Here is a 15,188-nt window from a genome sequence, read left to right on the forward strand (position 1 = left end):
GGGCATGAACTCAACCACAGCCCTGCGCTGGTTCGTGGCCATCACCCCCCTAGCGGGGGCGATGGCTTTTCCCATCGTGGTGCCCCTCACCATGGCCCGGGTCGGCATCGGCGCCGGCGTGGCCGTGGCGTTGGTGCTGAGCAGCCTCTGGTTCGTGGCGATGTTGCGCACCGCTGAGATGCCCCACTGAGCATCACTCCAGCCAAGGAGCACCAGCGGGCAGGGGAATCCTTCCTGTAGAGCGCGCTGGCTTGCATGGGATGGCTGAACCGGAACCTGATGGGAGGCCTCGGCGCGGTGGGCTTGGCGCTGCTCACGGCCAGCTGCAGTCAGCCGGGGCAGCTGCTGGGCCAGACACCGCCGGAACCACCGCTGCCGCCGGGCATCAACGTGGCCTTTAACCATCGCGATGGCGCCCGCTACCGCAGCCCGCTCACGGGCCAATGGCGCAACGGCGACAACCTGGAGCAGCTGGTGATCAAGGCGGTGGAGACGGCCCGCTCGGAGATCCTGGTGGCGGTGCAGGAGCTGTCGCTGCCGAGGATCGCCCAGGCCCTGGTGGCGGCCCAGGCGCGGGGCGTGCGGGTGCAGGTGGTGCTGGAAAACACCTACAGCACGCCCTGGAGCGAACAGCACCTGGCCGACCTGCCGCCCCATGGCCGTCACCGGCTGGAACAGCTGGAGGCCCTGGCCGATCGCAACGGTGATGGGGTGCTCAGCGCCGAAGAACGCCACAACGGCGATGCGGTGGCGATCCTGACGCGGGCCGGGGTGCCCCTGATCGATGACACTGAAGACGGCAGCAAGGGCAGCGGCCTGATGCACCACAAAGTTGTGGTGATCGACCGGGCGGTGGTGCTCACCGGCAGCGCCAACTTCACCAGTTCCGGCCTGCATGGCGATGCCGGTGCTGCGAGCACACGCGGCAATGTGAACCACCTGCTGCAAATTGAGAGCCCGCAACTGGCAGCGGTGTTTGCAGCGGAATTCGCGCGGATGTGGGGCGATGGGCCCGGTGGTGGTCAGGACAGCCGCTTCGGGCGCGGCAAAGACAGCGGCGGTGTGGAGACGGTGCAAGTGGGCGCCACCCGGATTGAGGTGCTCTTCGCCCCCCACGCCAAAGCCGATCCCCACCACGGCCTGCGGCTGATCGGGGCGCAACTGGCGGCAGCGCAACGGAGCATCGCCATGGCCCTGTTTGTGTTTTCAGCCCAGGAGTTGGCGGATGTGCTGCGGGAGCGGGTGGAGCAGGGGGTGGAGGTGCGCCTGCTGGCGGATCCGGGCTTCGCCAGCCGCTCCTTTTCGGAAGTGCTCGACCTGCTCGGCGTGGCCCTGCCCGATCGCTTCTGCAAGCTAGAGGCCGGCAACCAACCGTTCGAAACGCCACTGCAGGGAGTCGGCACCCCTCGCCTGGCCCGCGGCGACAAGTTGCACCACAAGTTCGCCGTGATCGACAACACAACCGTGATCACGGGCAGCTTCAACTGGTCACCCTCGGCAGCGCACCAGAACGACGAGACCCTGCTGCTGATCCACTCACCCATGCTGGCCGCGCATTTCAGCCGAGAGATCGATCGCATGTGGCGGGGCGCCGAACTGGGGATCACGGCGCGGATGCAGCGCAAGCTGGACCGCCAGCGAGCCCGTTGCGGCAGCGGCGAACAGCGGCAGTGAGAGGCCGCCCGCCATTGGTCATGATCGGGCCTTCAGGCTGGGCTGATTCCCAGGGCGTGCGCCAGGTCGGCAAGGCGACGGTCCTGCGTCCAGAGGGTGCAGTGGGAGAGTTTTGCTGAGGCGAGGAGCTGGGCATCCACAAAGCCAATACCACGTCCCATCAACTCGTGTTGCTCGATCAGGATCAGCACTTCCGCCGGGCTGGCCACGCGGGCAGCCGGCAGGCCCTGGAGGAGTGTGAGTACGCGGCTGCGATCGCGAAGGTTCCCGCAGGCGAGTTCACCGATCACCCAGGGATGGATCAACACAGCATTCTCCTGGAGGGCTGCCATGAGCTGCGGCATGCCGGAGCGGAGGTGATCCACCCAGATGGAGGTGTCCACAAGGATCAAGCGGCGCTCCTGCGACGAGGCACCGGCTGCAGATCCGGCTGGCTACCCGCGAGTGCCGCCAGGCGGCGGGCGCTCTCGCGCTCCACCAGGGCCTGCAGGGCTTCCTTGAGCAGATGCGTGCGCTCGAGATGACCACAGAGCTCCTGGGCCTGCGCGAGCAACTGATCATCGAGGTTGACGGTCGTGCGCACAGGCCTCACTCCAGCCAAAGCATCATTTTAAGCATCATCTGATGAGGCGCGACTTCTGCTGAAACCTCACGGGAGGCTCCGTGACCGATCCACCTACGCTGTACAAATATGATGTACAAACCATGATGCAAGTTTCCGTCTCTCACCTGCGCCAGAACCTGCCCGCCTACCTGAAGCGGGTGCAGGCAGGAGAGGCCATTCAGATCACCTCCCGCGGCAGGGTCATTGCCCGCTTGGAGGCCGAACACGATCCCGCCCAGGCAGCCCGCCAGTGGCTGGAGGAACTGCAGGGCCGCGTGACGTTGGTGGATGTGGTGTCTCCGCTGGTACCAGACCTGGCTGATGCGGCTTGGAGTGGAGATGCCGACCATCTGTGACACCCACATCCTGTTGTTCTGGGCCCATGAGCCCCATCGGCTCTCGCCCCCAGCCCGGCAGGCTCTTGAACTGGGTCGCAACAAAAAACAGCTGGCGATCGCCGACATTTCGCTCTGGGAGCTGGCCCTACTGCATGAACGTGGGCGTCTGGTGCTGCCGGCGGACGTCTCGGCCGACTTCTACGTGAGGCAACTCCTCTCAGCCCTGCGGCTGGAGGTGCTGCCCATCACTCCTGAGATTGCCCTGCTGTCACGCAGTGACCTGTTTCAGCACGGAGATCCAGCCGATCGCCTGATCGGCGCAACGGCCTTGCAGCTGGGTTCGCGACTGATCACCGCTGACGCCAAGCTGCGCGAACTGCCGGCATTGGACACGCTTTGGTGAGCACGACGTTCAAGACTGAACCACGCAACAGCGACCTGGAGCTGAAACAGGAGCGTGACTGGTGGCGGCCACCGGAACGCCAGCAAGCGCGAAGCGGCAGTGGCGAACAGCGGGGGTGAGGGGCCTAGCCTGACTAGGTAGACCAGACCAGGATATGGATCAACGCTGCGTCAACGTTCAGGAGGCCAAAACCCAGCTCTCGGCGCTGTTGGCCAGGGTCGAGGCCGGCGAGCGCATCGTGCTGGCCCGCCACGGCAAGCCCATCGCCCAGCTGGTGCCCCTTGATCCCAGCCCGCGCCGGCAACTCGGCTTTTTGGAAGGGCACGTGGATGATGCCTTCTTCGACCCCCTGACCGAGGACGAACTGGAGCGCTGGGGCGTATGAAGCTGCTCCTCGACACCCATGTGCTGCTGTGGGCCCTGCTGGAACCGCAGAAGCTCTCCTTGACGTTGCGTAACGCTCTGGAAGAGAGCGACAACACCCTCGTTGTGAGCGCAGCATCCGCCTGGGAAATTGCGACCAAATGGAGGCTGGGAAAACTGCATCACGCCCGCTCCGTCGTCGAGAACTACGCTATGGCCCTGCATCGCCTGGCAGCGGTCGATCTGCCGATCAGCACGGCCGTGGCACGGCAAGCCGGCCTTTGGGATGTGCCGCACCGCGATCCCTTCGATCGCCTGCTGGCCGCCCAGGCCATCGCAAACGAACTTGTGCTGGCCAGCTCCGATCAGGCGTTCGCCCTGTTCGAGGGATTGGTGACCCTGCGATGAGCTGCTCTGCAGAAGGCTGCGGGAACGCATCACTCCGCCAATAACTCCCGCAAGCGACGGTAGGCGGTAGCACCGATGGCCAGGGGCTGCTCAAAACCGTGAAAGTGGAGCAGATGCAGGGAGCGCGACACCCGCTCAAAGGATTGCAAGCGGCGGCTTTGAATGATGGTGGAGCGATCCAGGCGTTGGAAGCTGTCGGCTGGCAGCAGGGCTTCCCATTCGCGGATGGGTCGCCGCAACACGATCGGATCGCGATCCTGGAGCTGCAGATGGGTCTGCACCCGCATGCCCACCACCCAGAGCACCTGATCGAACGCCACAAATTCTTTGCCGTGCGCGAGGGAAGCTTCCAGCCAGAATCCACCTTCTGAAGAGGTGTTGTGCGGCAGCGCTGGCGACTTCTGCAAACGCTCCAGGCAACGCGCCAACCGCTCTGGGCGGATCGGCTTGAGCAGATAATCACGCACGCCGGCATCAAAAGCTGAAACGGCAAAATCGCTGTAAGCGGTGGTGATCACCACCGCGCAACTGGCCGGCAGCAGAGGAAGCAGCGCGGAGCCATGGTCCGCACCCAGGCGCAGATCGAGAAACACCAGATCAGGCGTATGAGCGCGAAGGGCCTGAATCGCCTGATTCAGCGAACGGGCTCTGGCCTGCACACGCACTGAGGGCGAAGCGCCAAGCATCGCCTCAAGGTGCTGCAGGGCACTGGGCTCATCGTCAATCAAGAGTGCGTGGAGGGGGTGCACCGGCTTGAATGGGAAGGGAAAGGGTCACCATGACAGAGCCACTCTCGTTGGTCACGGTGAGCTTGGCGGCATCGCCGTAGTGCAGTTGCAGCTGCCGGCGGATGAACTCCAATCCATAGCCACCGCGGTCGGAGTCTTGCCAAGAACCACTGTTCTTCACCTGCAACAGCATCTGACCGCCCTGCCGTCGACACACCACAGACACCTGCAAGGCTTGATCATCGGCAGGGCTGCCGTATTTGAAGGCATTTTCCACCAGGGGCTGGAGCACATTGCGCGGCAGCCGAAGCGGTAACAGCTCAGCATCCACTTCCTGCCGGTAGTCCAAACCATCACTAAAACGCAGATCCTGCACGGCGAGATAACTTTCCATGGCGTGCAACTGGCGATGCAAGGGCTCCAGCGCATCACCCGGCTCGGTGGCATAACGCAAGTAATCCGCCAGCCCCGCTGCCGCATCGAGCACCCGATCTGGATCATGCCGGCAGGCAACGATGGCATTCAGCCCATTCATCAGAAAATGGGGCTGAAACGCCTCATGGAGTGAGCGAAACTGCAGCTGCAAGGCAGTGCGCTCCTGCTGATACCGAAGGAGCTCACTGCGCCGTAAATCACGGATCGCCATCAGGAAGGCATACAGGCTCGCCCACATCAGCAGACGCATGGACATCGACAAAGAATAGAACGAAAATCCATACCAGAAAGATGGTCGTGCGACCGAATCAACACCCCACAAAACCCACTGAAGAGCCAAAGAAAAGACGATCGCGAAGACAGCACAGAAGCCCAGCACCACAAAGAAGCGCCGCCACCCCCGCAAGCCAGGCCGCAATCCAACCAAGCGGTGCAACCAACTACAGAACAGAAAACCACTGATCAACCGGGCTGCAACAAACCAGTCCGGGGGAACAATCTCAGGGCGGAGTGTTTTCAAAAAGGCAGAGAATGCCACCAAGGTGGCAAACCAGTAGGCCAGATTGAACCCAGCGAACCAGTATCGCCGCAAACGATGAGACCAGCCCAACGAAGCAGTCGCTGAGGGGTCAGACATGGAAGGAGCAACCCAGTTTGGCCAATGACAATACGGCCGGATCAACGCTTCTGCGGGGGCGCAGGCTGATCAAAAACAGAAGCAACAGAACCAATCCGGAACAGCTGATGCAAGACTGGGAAAAATCACCCCCTGCAGAGCGGGTAAAAATTGTAAATTTAATTCTACAAAGCAACTCGGGTCGCTCATTTCTCTTCGCAGGAGAACCGCAGGCATGACAACCTCCTGGCAGCCACTTGGATCAACAACCTTTGATGGAGCAGCCAACAGCGAAGAATTTGGCTCCTCAGTTAGCGTTTCTGCGAATGGTAGCCGCATTGCCATTGGCGCACCTAAAAGAGACACGAATGGCAGCAGCGCAGGGGGCTTTGCGCAGGGAAGCGTCGAAATTTACGAGTGGGATGAAGCGAATAGTCAATGGGCAAACATTGGCACTCTCGAAGAAACAACAAGCCAAGACGAACTAGGAACATCTGTAAGCCTTTCAGCCGACGGCAATTGGCTTGTTGTTGGAGCACCATACAACGACAGCGAAGGGACAAGCTCAGGACGTATTCGCACTTACCAGTGGAACAATGAAGCGTGGACGCATCGAGGCGATATCCCGGGTGAGACGGGAGCAGAGCGATCTGGGTCATCCGTCAGCATCGCAGCCAATGGAGATAACATTTATATTGCGATTGGTTCTCCATTCAGCAAGGGGGATTTAAGTAATCAGAAAACGAGCTCAGGGCAAGTCCGCATCTTCAAATGGGATGGCAACTCGGCATGGGACCAACTCGGAAATGACATCAATGGCGAATCCAACAGCGATTTCTCAGGAACCTCTGTCAGCCTTTCAGCAGATGGATCACGAGTCGCCATTGGTGCCCCATCTAACGATGAGAATGGCTCAAATTCTGGGCACGTTCGTATCTACGAATGGGATGGCAACTCGGCATGGGACAAACTCGGAAATGACATCAATGGCGAATCCAGCATCGATTACTCAGGAACCTCTGTCAGCCTTTCAGCAGATGGATCACGAGTCGCCATTGGTGCCCCAAAGAACGATGGGAATGGCTCAAACTCTGGGCACGTTCGTATCTACGAATGGGATGGCAACTCGGCATGGGACCAACTCGGAAATGACATCAATGGCGAATCCAGCAGCGATTACTCAGGAACCTCTGTCAGCCTTTCAGCAGATGGATCACGAGTCGCCATTGGAGCCCCAAAGAACGATGGAAACGGCTCAGATTCTGGGCACGTTCGCATCTACGAATGGAATGGAGGCGAAGAGGCATGGAATTTAGTTGCTGACATTGACGGAAATAATGGCGATCAATTAGGTACTGCAGTCAGCCTTTCAGAGGACGGCAAAGCCATCGGCGCAGGTGGTATCCAAGCCAATGGTCCTGGGATAGCAAGACTTTATGTATCTCACAACAATGCTCCCGCTGGCACCGATAACAACATCACAATTAATGAGGACGGCTCACACACTTTTGCTGCCTCTGATTTCGGTTTTACCGATACAGATGGCAACAACCTGAGCGCTGTCATCATCGCCAGCCTCCCGGAAGCTGGCTCCCTCAAACTCAATGGCACCGCGGTCACCGCTAACCAATCCATCACTGCCGCTGACATCACAAGCCTGGTCTTCTCACCAGCAGCTGATGCCAACGGCACCGGTTACGCCTCCTTCACCTTCCAGGTGCAAGACAACGGCGGCACCGCCAATGGAGGCGTTGATACTGATCCATCCCCCAACACCATCACCTTCAACGTCACCGGCGCCAACGATGCTCCGGTGGTCACAGCCATCACCTCCAACAAAACCGAGGACGATACCTCCTACTCCATCGATCTCCTCGCTACCGCATCAGACGCTGATTCCTCCGATTCTCTCGCCGTTGCCAACCCATCAGCCGCCGCTGTTGATGGCAACAACAACAGCATCTCCATTCCTTCTGGCGCTCTCTCACTCTCCGGTCAGAACCTGACCGTTGATCCCAACGCCTTCGATAACCTCGACAACGGTGAATCCGTCGTCATCACCTACTCCTACGACGTTTCTGACGGCAACACTTCCACCGCCAATTCAGCCACCATCACCATCACCGGCGTTGATGATCCAGCCGTTATCACTGGCAGTTCGTCTGATTCCACGCAGCCCCAGGAAATTCAAGATCCCCAAGCCACGGTCGCCCAAACATCATTCCAAGCCACCCTCGTGTCCACCAATACGGTCACGAATCAACTTGCAATCCAAGCGGCACTCGCAACCGGCATCAGCTTAAGCAATGTGGCGATTGACTTCGAGCTCACCCTGGAAGAAGGCTTGGATGATGTGAACGCCACGATCCCTCTCGCTGAACTCCTTGGCGATCTCACACTCACCAACACCGATGGAAAACGCAATCCCAACAAACACCTCATTTATTACTCCATCGATTCAACGGGTAACCTCTCACCCCTGTCCTACGACCCTCTCACAGGTGCCGGCGCCCGTTTCTACGACACCAACAATGACGGCATTGCCGATTTACTCTCGTTGAAACTGATTGATGGCGGCTTCGGCGATAAGGATGGCATCAAAAATGGTGTCATCGTAGATCCATCCACACCAGCTGTTGTAGAGATCAACCCAGCTTTCACACAGCAAGCCAATGGCTTCCTTCGTGTCAGCGATTCCACCGATGCAGCCCCAGTTGCCTTGGCGCTCAAAGCATCGCTGATCGCCCGCAGCTCCCCTGCCACAACAATCGGCTATGTGATCCTCAACGCCGGAGAAGAAGCCTCAATCGTTAACAATCTGAGCGGCTTCAAAGAACGCGCCACCACCTTGTTCACAACGCTCGAATCTGACGACGCGATCGCCGATCATGACATGCGCTTTGAACGGGACCTCTTACTCCGCAACGGACAGAGTGTGCGCTTCTTTGCGATCACCGACGGCAGCCTCGCTGAACTCAGCAGTCTCAGTGATTCGCGCTTTTCCTTCCTCGACAACACCGTTCATGCCGATACCGGCACGGCATCGATCGGCGGTGGCAGCGGAAGAGTGTCCTTCGAGCTTTCCCTTCAGAGCGATCAGAACCTCAGCGCTCTGATCGCCCAGGAGCAAACTGTGGCTCCCCTGCTCGATTTCACCGCATTCAGCGAAACAGACACAATCACCGGAGCCATCATTCAAGCCCGCGAGGCAGAGCATGACGCCATCACCGGCTTCTACCGCGTGCTCAACACCAGCGGCAGCGTGAGAGCGGCTGATGGCTCCCTACTAACGCCGGGAGATGCCGGCTACGCCGCCGCGGCCCTGCGCGACGCCAATCAGGTCGCGACATTCAGCGACCTTTCCGTTGCCGATGGTCAATCGACATCGACAGACTTCAGCCTGCAAGACAGCGGCACGTTCGCGCCCTTTGCCCAGGTGAACGGCCACACCTTCTTTGCCTTCGCTGAAGCCAATGCCGATGGCCTCTCTCACTTCCGCTCCCTCGGCACCAACCTCTTTGGCCTGGAAGACCAACTCGGTGGTGGTGATCTTGATTTCGATGATCACATCATCGGCTTCAATATCTCCGGGTTGACTCGCAGCGATCAAGCCGCCGTGGCCTGAGCGGTATCCGCGCGGCTTCGGGATACTGCATCAACGCCCCTCCCGTTGCCTTGACCGTTCTCCAGCGCGCCAGTCAGCACGCCCAGCGTGGCGAATGGGCCCAGGCGGAGGCGCTCTGCCGTGAGGTGCTCGCCAGCGGTGCCGACACCGCTGCGGCCCTGGCCCTGCTCGGCGCCATTCAACACGCCAGCGGGCGCCACCAGGACGCGATCGCCAGCCTCCAACAAGCGCTGCAGCTGAACCCCGGCAACGCACTCGCCCTGGGCAACCTTGGCGCCGCCCAGCAGGAGCTGGGCCAGACCGAAGCGGCGATCCACTCCCTGCAGCAGGCCCTGAAGCTCCGGCCCGATTTCGCGATCGCCCTCACCAACCTCGGCCTCTGCCTGCAGAGCCGCGGCGATCATGAGGCGGCGATGGCCTGCTTCGCGCGCAGCCTCCGGCTCCGGCCCGGCAATCTCCGGGTGCTGCAGGGGCTGGGTTGGTCTCAGCTGCAGGCCGGCCATCCCGACGCCGCCATCGACACGCTGCAGCAGGTGCTCGCCCAGGCGCCACACGCTGCCGAAATCCGGCTGATCCTCGCCAGCGCCCAGCGGGAAGCCCGGCAGATCCAGGCCGCCGATCAGAACTTCCGCCGCTGCGCCACAGAGCCCCATGCCTCGGCCGCCGTGGTGGCGGCAAGCCTGGAGCACTTCACCGTGACGCGCCAGGCCAACGCCCTGGAGCAGCTGCTCGACAGCAGAGGTCAGGGCGTCAGCGATCCAGTCGCGCAGGTGTATGCGGCAGCCCTGGCCCTGCAGCGCCAGCAGTTCTCCAACGCCCGAGCCATCAGCGACCAGCTCAACAGCGACGCGATCACCGCCCTGCCGCCCACCGCCCGGATCCGCCACTGGAGCACGCGCGCCTGGCTGGACGACCACAGCGGCAACATCGACGCGGCCATGGAGGCCTTCCTGGCGGCCCAGCAGGATCCGGCCTACGACCCTCTCGATCCGGACGCCCAGCCCAGACGCATCGCCGCCTACCGCCGGTGACTGCCAGCAAAGATGACGCCCCTGCTGCTGTTCAAGCAGCCATCCTCAACGTAGCTGGACTGGGGTCAAGTTCTGTTGGTGGTGGATTGATCCAGACCACCTCTGGTTGACGCCAGCAGCGTGTGGATCGTGACCACCGGCGTGGGTGTCGCTTGCGCGCTTGCTCGTACACGACAGCGCGATGTCGACAGATCTCGATGGCCTGACCGCTATGGCGTTGATGGGGCGTCACGAACTTGATGCCGCTGTGGCGGTGCCGATGGTTGTACCAGTCGACAAACGACGCGACCCACTGGCAGGCCTCGTCCTTGCTGGCAAATGGCCGTCTCGGGTAATCAGGCCGGTACTTCGCTGTGCGGAACAGCGATTCGGAGTAGGGGTTGTCATTGCTGACGCGCGGCCGTGAGAACGACCTGAGCACACCCAGTTCTTCCAGCCGGCTTTCCAGCGTCGACGCACGCATGGCATTGCCGTTGTCAGCGTGGAGGATCAGCGGTTGGCGGCGCCTCTTGCTGATCTTCTCTCTCAAGCAGGCTCTGCTCACCAGATCCGCTGCAATGGCTGGATCCTCGCGCTCGGCGACATCCCAGGCCACAACCTTGCGGCTCCAGACGTCAATCACCAGGTAGAGGTACAGCCAGATCCCGCGCACGGTGGTGGGCAGGTAGGTGATGTCCCAGCTCCAAACCTCATTTGGACCAGCGGCCCTCAGCCGTGGCACGGGTCTTGGTTCTTGTGGTGGCCGTGCACGACCCCGCCGGTGAACCTGACCGTGAGCGTGCAGCACCCGGTAAAAGCTGCGTTCCGAACCGATATAAAGCCCGCGATCGGCCAGGACCGGCACGATCTGGCCTGGCGGCAGCGCTGCAAATTCAGGTTCGTTGCAGGTGAGCAGGATCCGTTGGCGTTCCTCCTCACTGAGGCGGTGAGCGACGTGGCGGTGGCTCCCCTTGCGCCGGTCGACGCCATCACCGTCACCAGCAAACTGACGGCGCCAGCGCTGCAGCGTGGTGAGCCCCACGCCGAGCAGCAAGGCCAGCTCACGGGCTCGGGCACCATTGGCCATGCCCTCATCAAGAATATCCAGGGCCTTCCGGCGATCGTCGGGTGACGTCAATCGTCCCCGTCCTCTCCCCAGAAGGCCTGAATCTTTTTTGAGGCGATCAGCAGTGCAGCCGCCTCCGCCAGGGCTTTCTCCTTGCGGCGCAGCTCCTGCTTGAGCCGCTTGATTTCCTTTTGATCCTGGGCGCGGAGCCGTTCAAGCTCCTTCTGCTCTTTCAAGGTGAGCACTGGTTTTTCGTTGGCATCCTGCGATGCCTGACGCCAGCGCTCTACCTGCTCCGGGAACAAGCCCCGCTCGCGGCAGTAGGCACTGAGCTCGGTGGCGTTGAGCCCAGCGGTCTCGAGCACCACCGTGAACTTATCGGTGGCGCCCCAGCCCTCAGGATCCTTCTCGGATGCCGGCACCACCTCTCCCTGCAACCGCCAGGCCTTCCTCCAGTTGTAGAGGGTGACCACGTGAATGCCCAGCTCTGCTGAGATCTGGGCCACGCTCTGCCGCATCGGCGGACTCATCCGCCTTCTCACATCAGCCTTGACGGCCTCGCTGTAGCGACGCATTGCTCTGCTCCATCAAGCCCCCTTGGTGATCGAAATGGAGAGGCGTCAACTTTCCTGGCAGAGGGGGCGCCAGCTCGCCGAGCAACTCGCCCAGCGGCGCCTTTCCCGAGGCCAAGCCCCATCCGCCATCGATCCGGGCCGGGAGTCCCAGCGCCGGCCACCGGTATTTCTGATGGGCTTCCCCCGCTCCGGCACCACCCTGCTCGACACCATCCTGCGCTCCCATCCCGCCATCGATGTGGCGGAAGAAAAGCCGGGGATCGCCGCTCTGGAGATCCACCTGCAGGAGACGCGGGGGTGGTCGATCGAGCAATTCGCCCGCCTGGACGAGCACGACCTGCAGGACCTGCAGCAGCTCTACTGGCAGGGCATGGCCCCCTTCTGGGACAGCTCACAACCGGTGCTGATCGACAAACTGCCGCTGCACATCTGCGCCGTGCCCCTGATCCAGGCCGTGTTCCCCGACGCCACCTTTCTGCTGGCGATCCGCAACCCGCGCGACACGGTGCTCTCCTGCGTGCAGCAGACCTTCGCCGCCAACGACGCCATGCTGCACCTGCGCTCCCTGCCCGAGGCAGCCCGCTTCTACGACCGGGTGATGACGGCCTGGCTGCACGTGCAACGCCAACTCGATCCGGCGGTGCAGGTGATCCGCTACGAGGATCTGATTGCCGACCTACCGGCGACGATCCAACCCGTTCTCGACCGCCTCAACCTGCCCTGGGACGAGCGGCTGATCGCCTTTCAACGCACCGCCAGAGACCGGGACCTGATCAACACCCCATCCGCCGCCCAGGTGGTGCAACCGCTTTACAGCAGTTCCATCAACAAATGGCGCCGTTACCGCCACTACTTGGAACCCTGTGACCGCTTCCTCGCCGCCTGGCTCGATCACTGGGGTTATGGGTTTGAATGAGCCGGAGCGAAGGACACCCGTTGCAACTGCGCGCCCCATCCCTGCTGATCGGCCTGTTGCTGGTCGCCCCCCAGGCGCTGGCGGGGATGGAGCTGGTGCAAGTGGAGTATGTGCCTTTTCCCAGCAAAGATGAACTGCGCACCATCCAGCTCAAGGCCTTCGACTGCTCCAGAGAGAACAGCGCTGAGCCCTGCGAACGCACCCGCGCTCTCGCCGATCCACTCATGGATCACCCCCGCCTTCCCGCTGCCTGCAAAGACGCGGTGTGGGAACTGCTCCAGGTCGCCAAACCGGCAGCGAGCAACAGCTTTCAACGCCGCGACGCGATCGATAAGCCAGCCCGCCGGCTCACCGTGGTCTGTGCCGACCCAGTGAAGCCGAAACCATCAGCACCGAAACCCGGCGCTCCTAATCCCAGTCAAACGTGAAGCGCTGACCAGGCATCAGCCGGGTCACTTCCGCCTGGATTTCCGCCATCAGCTGCGTGCTGATCAAAGGGTGGTTCTTGATCTCGCGCACCAGCTCCTGCACATCCTCGGGCGTGAGGCCATGGCTCGACACCATCGCATCGAGGCGCTGCTTGACGCTCTGCAGCACCAGCAGCTGCTCGTCGCTCAAGGGAGCCGCGTTGGGATGGTCGATCTTCATGGCGTGGGGAGCGGACCTGCCACCGGCAAGGTAGCTACGACAACTGGTTGCGCCCAACACGACCCCAGCGCCGGATCATGTTTAGGTTCCCGGTAGCGATGCGGCGCGTTTGATGACGACCTCAGCCCCGGCGGAACCGACCCAGCGCCAGGTGCGGCTCGATGCGCCCTTCACCGATCAGAAGCCGGGAACCTCAGGGCTGCGTAAGAGCAGCCAGCAGTTTGAACAACCCCACTACCTGGAAAGCTTCGTGGAAGCGGTGTTCCGCACCCTCCCCGGCGTGCAGGGGGGCACGCTGGTGGTGGGTGGCGATGGGCGTTACGGCAACCGCCGCGCCATCGACGTGATTCTGCGCATGGGCGCGGCCCACGGCCTCAGCCAGGTGATCCTCACCACCGGTGGCATCCTCTCCACCCCGGCCGCCTCCAACCTGATCCGCCAGCGGCAGGCGATCGGCGGCATCATCCTCTCCGCCAGCCACAACCCCGGTGGCCCCAATGGGGATTTCGGCGTGAAAGTGAACGGTGCCAACGGTGGCCCCACGCCGGCCGCCTTCACCGATGCGGTGTTCGCCTGCACCACAACCCTGGAGCAGTATTCGATCGTGGATGCTGCGCCAATTCCCCTCGAAGCTCCCGGCCGCCACACCATCGGCACCATGACAGTGGAGGTGATCGACGGCGTCGAGGACTTCGTGGCGCTGATGCAGCAGCTGTTTGATTTCGATCGCATCCGTGATCTGATCCGCAGCGATTTCCCCCTGGCCTTCGACGCGATGCACGCCGTCACCGGCCCCTACGCCACGCGCCTGTTCGAGGAGCTGCTCGGTGCTCCCGCCGGCAGCGTGCGCAATGGCGTTCCGCTGGAGGATTTCGGTGGTGGTCACCCCGATCCCAACCTCACCTACGCCCACGAGCTCGCCGATCTGTTGCTCAACGGGGAGGCTTACCGCTTCGGTGCCGCCTGCGATGGCGATGGCGATCGCAACATGATCCTGGGTCAGCACTGTTTCGTGAATCCCAGCGACAGCCTCGCTGTGCTCACCGCCAATGCCACAGTCGCACCCGCTTACGCCGCCGGTCTGGCCGGTGTGGCCCGCTCCATGCCCACCAGCGCCGCCGTGGATGTGGTGGCGAAAGACCTGGGCATCGATTGCTACGAGACGCCCACCGGCTGGAAATTCTTCGGCAATCTGCTCGATGCAGGCCGGATCACCCTCTGCGGCGAGGAGAGCTTCGGCACCGGTAGCAACCATGTGCGCGAGAAGGATGGCCTCTGGGCCGTGCTCTTCTGGCTGCAGATCCTGGCGGAGCGCCGCTGCAGCGTGGCCGAGATCATGGCGGCGCACTGGGCCCGCTTCGGCCGGCACTACTACTCCCGCCACGACTATGAAGCCGTGCCTAGCGACGCCGCCCATGGCCTCTATGAGCGGCTCGAGGCCATGCTGCCGGCTCTCCGTGGCCAGGACTTCGCCGGTCGCCGCATCCAGGCGGCCGACAACTTCAGCTACACCGACCCGGTGGACGGCTCCGTGACCACGGGCCAGGGTCTGCGCATCCTGCTCGATGACGGCAGCCGCGTGGTGGTGCGTCTCTCCGGCACCGGCACCAAGGGGGCGACGATCCGGGTGTATCTGGAGAGCTATGTGCCCAGCAGCGGCGATCTGCACCAAGATCCCCAGGTGGCCCTGGCCGACATGATCGAGGCGATCAATCAGCTCGCCGAAATCCAGGTCCGCACCGGCATGGACCGTCCCACGGTGATCACCTGATCGCTTGA

17 protein-coding genes and 1 pseudogene are annotated in these 15,188 nt (G+C 62.1%); 12 read left to right on the top strand and 6 right to left on the bottom strand.

The window, feature by feature from the left end; translation table 11 throughout:
- The first annotated feature begins 4 nt into the window (after positions 1–4).
- Positions 5–190 (top strand): hypothetical protein, encoded by a 186-nt coding sequence (locus SynRS9909_RS11795; protein WP_007101512.1) that lies wholly within the window; start codon positions 5–7, stop codon positions 188–190.
- Positions 191–279: 89 nt separating this feature from the next.
- A complete protein-coding gene (locus SynRS9909_RS11800; protein ID WP_050752621.1) occupies positions 280–1,674 on the top strand; it encodes a phosphatidylserine/phosphatidylglycerophosphate/cardiolipin synthase family protein in 1,395 nt (464 codons plus the stop codon).
- Between the two features lie 32 nt (positions 1,675–1,706).
- Here the strand turns inward: SynRS9909_RS11800 and SynRS9909_RS11805 are convergent, their stop codons facing one another.
- Positions 1,707–2,057, bottom strand: a complete 351-nt coding sequence (locus SynRS9909_RS11805) for a type II toxin-antitoxin system VapC family toxin (protein ID WP_240307752.1) — start codon at positions 2,055–2,057, stop codon at positions 1,707–1,709.
- Between the two features lie 5 nt (positions 2,058–2,062).
- Complete coding sequence (locus tag SynRS9909_RS11810; protein ID WP_007101509.1) at positions 2,063–2,257, bottom strand: type II toxin-antitoxin system VapB family antitoxin; 195 nt, start codon at positions 2,255–2,257, stop codon at positions 2,063–2,065.
- Between the two features lie 122 nt (positions 2,258–2,379).
- Between SynRS9909_RS11810 and SynRS9909_RS11815 the strand changes: the two genes are divergently transcribed.
- From SynRS9909_RS11815 to SynRS9909_RS11830, 5 genes are read left to right on the top strand one after another with little or no spacing between them, the layout of a single operon-like run.
- Positions 2,380–2,634, top strand: coding sequence for a type II toxin-antitoxin system Phd/YefM family antitoxin (locus SynRS9909_RS11815; RefSeq protein ID WP_007101508.1), 255 nt, complete (start codon positions 2,380–2,382; stop codon positions 2,632–2,634).
- Entirely contained in the window at positions 2,618–3,019 is a 402-nt protein-coding gene (locus tag SynRS9909_RS11820) for a type II toxin-antitoxin system VapC family toxin (protein ID WP_007101507.1), read from the top strand. Before SynRS9909_RS11815 ends, SynRS9909_RS11820 begins: the two co-directional genes overlap by 17 nt.
- Positions 3,016–3,138, top strand: a complete 123-nt coding sequence (locus tag SynRS9909_RS14080) for a hypothetical protein (protein ID WP_255479152.1) — start codon at positions 3,016–3,018, stop codon at positions 3,136–3,138. The genes SynRS9909_RS11820 and SynRS9909_RS14080 overlap by 4 nt, the downstream gene beginning before the upstream one ends.
- Positions 3,139–3,173: 35 nt before the next feature.
- Complete coding sequence (locus tag SynRS9909_RS11825; RefSeq protein ID WP_007101505.1) at positions 3,174–3,404, top strand: type II toxin-antitoxin system Phd/YefM family antitoxin; 231 nt, start codon at positions 3,174–3,176, stop codon at positions 3,402–3,404.
- A complete protein-coding gene (locus SynRS9909_RS11830) occupies positions 3,401–3,790 on the top strand; it encodes a type II toxin-antitoxin system VapC family toxin (protein WP_007101504.1) in 390 nt (129 codons plus the stop codon). Before SynRS9909_RS11825 ends, SynRS9909_RS11830 begins: the two co-directional genes overlap by 4 nt.
- Before the next feature lie 29 nt (positions 3,791–3,819).
- Here the strand turns inward: SynRS9909_RS11830 and SynRS9909_RS11835 are convergent, their stop codons facing one another.
- Together SynRS9909_RS11835 and SynRS9909_RS11840 are read right to left on the bottom strand one after the other, a co-directional pair.
- Entirely contained in the window at positions 3,820–4,476 is a 657-nt protein-coding gene (locus SynRS9909_RS11835) for a LytTR family DNA-binding domain-containing protein (protein ID WP_083774519.1), read from the bottom strand.
- A 34-nt stretch (positions 4,477–4,510) separates the two neighbouring features.
- On the bottom strand, positions 4,511–5,635 hold the full coding sequence (locus SynRS9909_RS11840; RefSeq protein ID WP_186593726.1) for a sensor histidine kinase: 1,125 nt from the start codon (positions 5,633–5,635) through the stop codon (positions 4,511–4,513).
- A 169-nt stretch (positions 5,636–5,804) separates the two neighbouring features.
- Here SynRS9909_RS11840 and SynRS9909_RS11845 point away from each other — a divergent pair, with 169 nt between their 5' ends.
- Together SynRS9909_RS11845 and SynRS9909_RS11850 are read left to right on the top strand one after the other, a co-directional pair.
- Positions 5,805–9,194 carry a VCBS domain-containing protein gene (locus tag SynRS9909_RS11845; protein WP_071933952.1) on the top strand — a complete coding sequence of 1,130 codons (3,390 nt, stop codon included), beginning with the start codon at positions 5,805–5,807 and terminating at the stop codon, positions 9,192–9,194.
- A gap of 50 nt (positions 9,195–9,244) precedes the next feature.
- Positions 9,245–10,225, top strand: a complete 981-nt coding sequence (locus SynRS9909_RS11850; RefSeq protein ID WP_186593727.1) for a tetratricopeptide repeat protein — start codon at positions 9,245–9,247, stop codon at positions 10,223–10,225.
- A gap of 31 nt (positions 10,226–10,256) precedes the next feature.
- Here the strand turns inward: SynRS9909_RS11850 and SynRS9909_RS11855 are convergent.
- A pseudogene (locus tag SynRS9909_RS11855) lies at positions 10,257–11,845 on the bottom strand (IS3 family transposase).
- Positions 11,846–11,879: 34 nt separating this feature from the next.
- Between SynRS9909_RS11855 and SynRS9909_RS11860 the strand changes: the two are divergent.
- Together SynRS9909_RS11860 and SynRS9909_RS11865 are read left to right on the top strand one after the other, a co-directional pair.
- Positions 11,880–12,761 carry a sulfotransferase gene (locus tag SynRS9909_RS11860; RefSeq protein WP_186593728.1) on the top strand — a complete coding sequence of 294 codons (882 nt, stop codon included), beginning with the start codon at positions 11,880–11,882 and terminating at the stop codon, positions 12,759–12,761.
- The gene (locus tag SynRS9909_RS11865; RefSeq protein WP_038001062.1) at positions 12,758–13,189 is read left to right on the top strand and encodes a hypothetical protein; all 432 of its coding nucleotides are present in this window, start codon (positions 12,758–12,760) and stop codon (positions 13,187–13,189) included. Before SynRS9909_RS11860 ends, SynRS9909_RS11865 begins: the two co-directional genes overlap by 4 nt.
- On the opposite strand, the gene SynRS9909_RS11870 is transcribed toward SynRS9909_RS11865, so the two are convergent.
- Complete coding sequence (locus SynRS9909_RS11870) at positions 13,170–13,409, bottom strand: hypothetical protein (protein ID WP_007101498.1); 240 nt, start codon at positions 13,407–13,409, stop codon at positions 13,170–13,172. The two genes, SynRS9909_RS11865 and SynRS9909_RS11870, sit on opposite strands and share 20 nt — an antisense overlap.
- A gap of 112 nt (positions 13,410–13,521) precedes the next feature.
- Between SynRS9909_RS11870 and SynRS9909_RS11875 the strand changes: the two genes are divergently transcribed.
- Entirely contained in the window at positions 13,522–15,180 is a 1,659-nt protein-coding gene (locus tag SynRS9909_RS11875; protein WP_007101497.1) for an alpha-D-glucose phosphate-specific phosphoglucomutase, read from the top strand.
- Positions 15,181–15,188: the final 8 nt, after the last annotated feature.

It is taken from the genome of Synechococcus sp. RS9909, assembly GCF_014279595.1.
Lineage (GTDB): Bacteria > Cyanobacteriota > Cyanobacteriia > PCC-6307 > Cyanobiaceae > Synechococcus_C.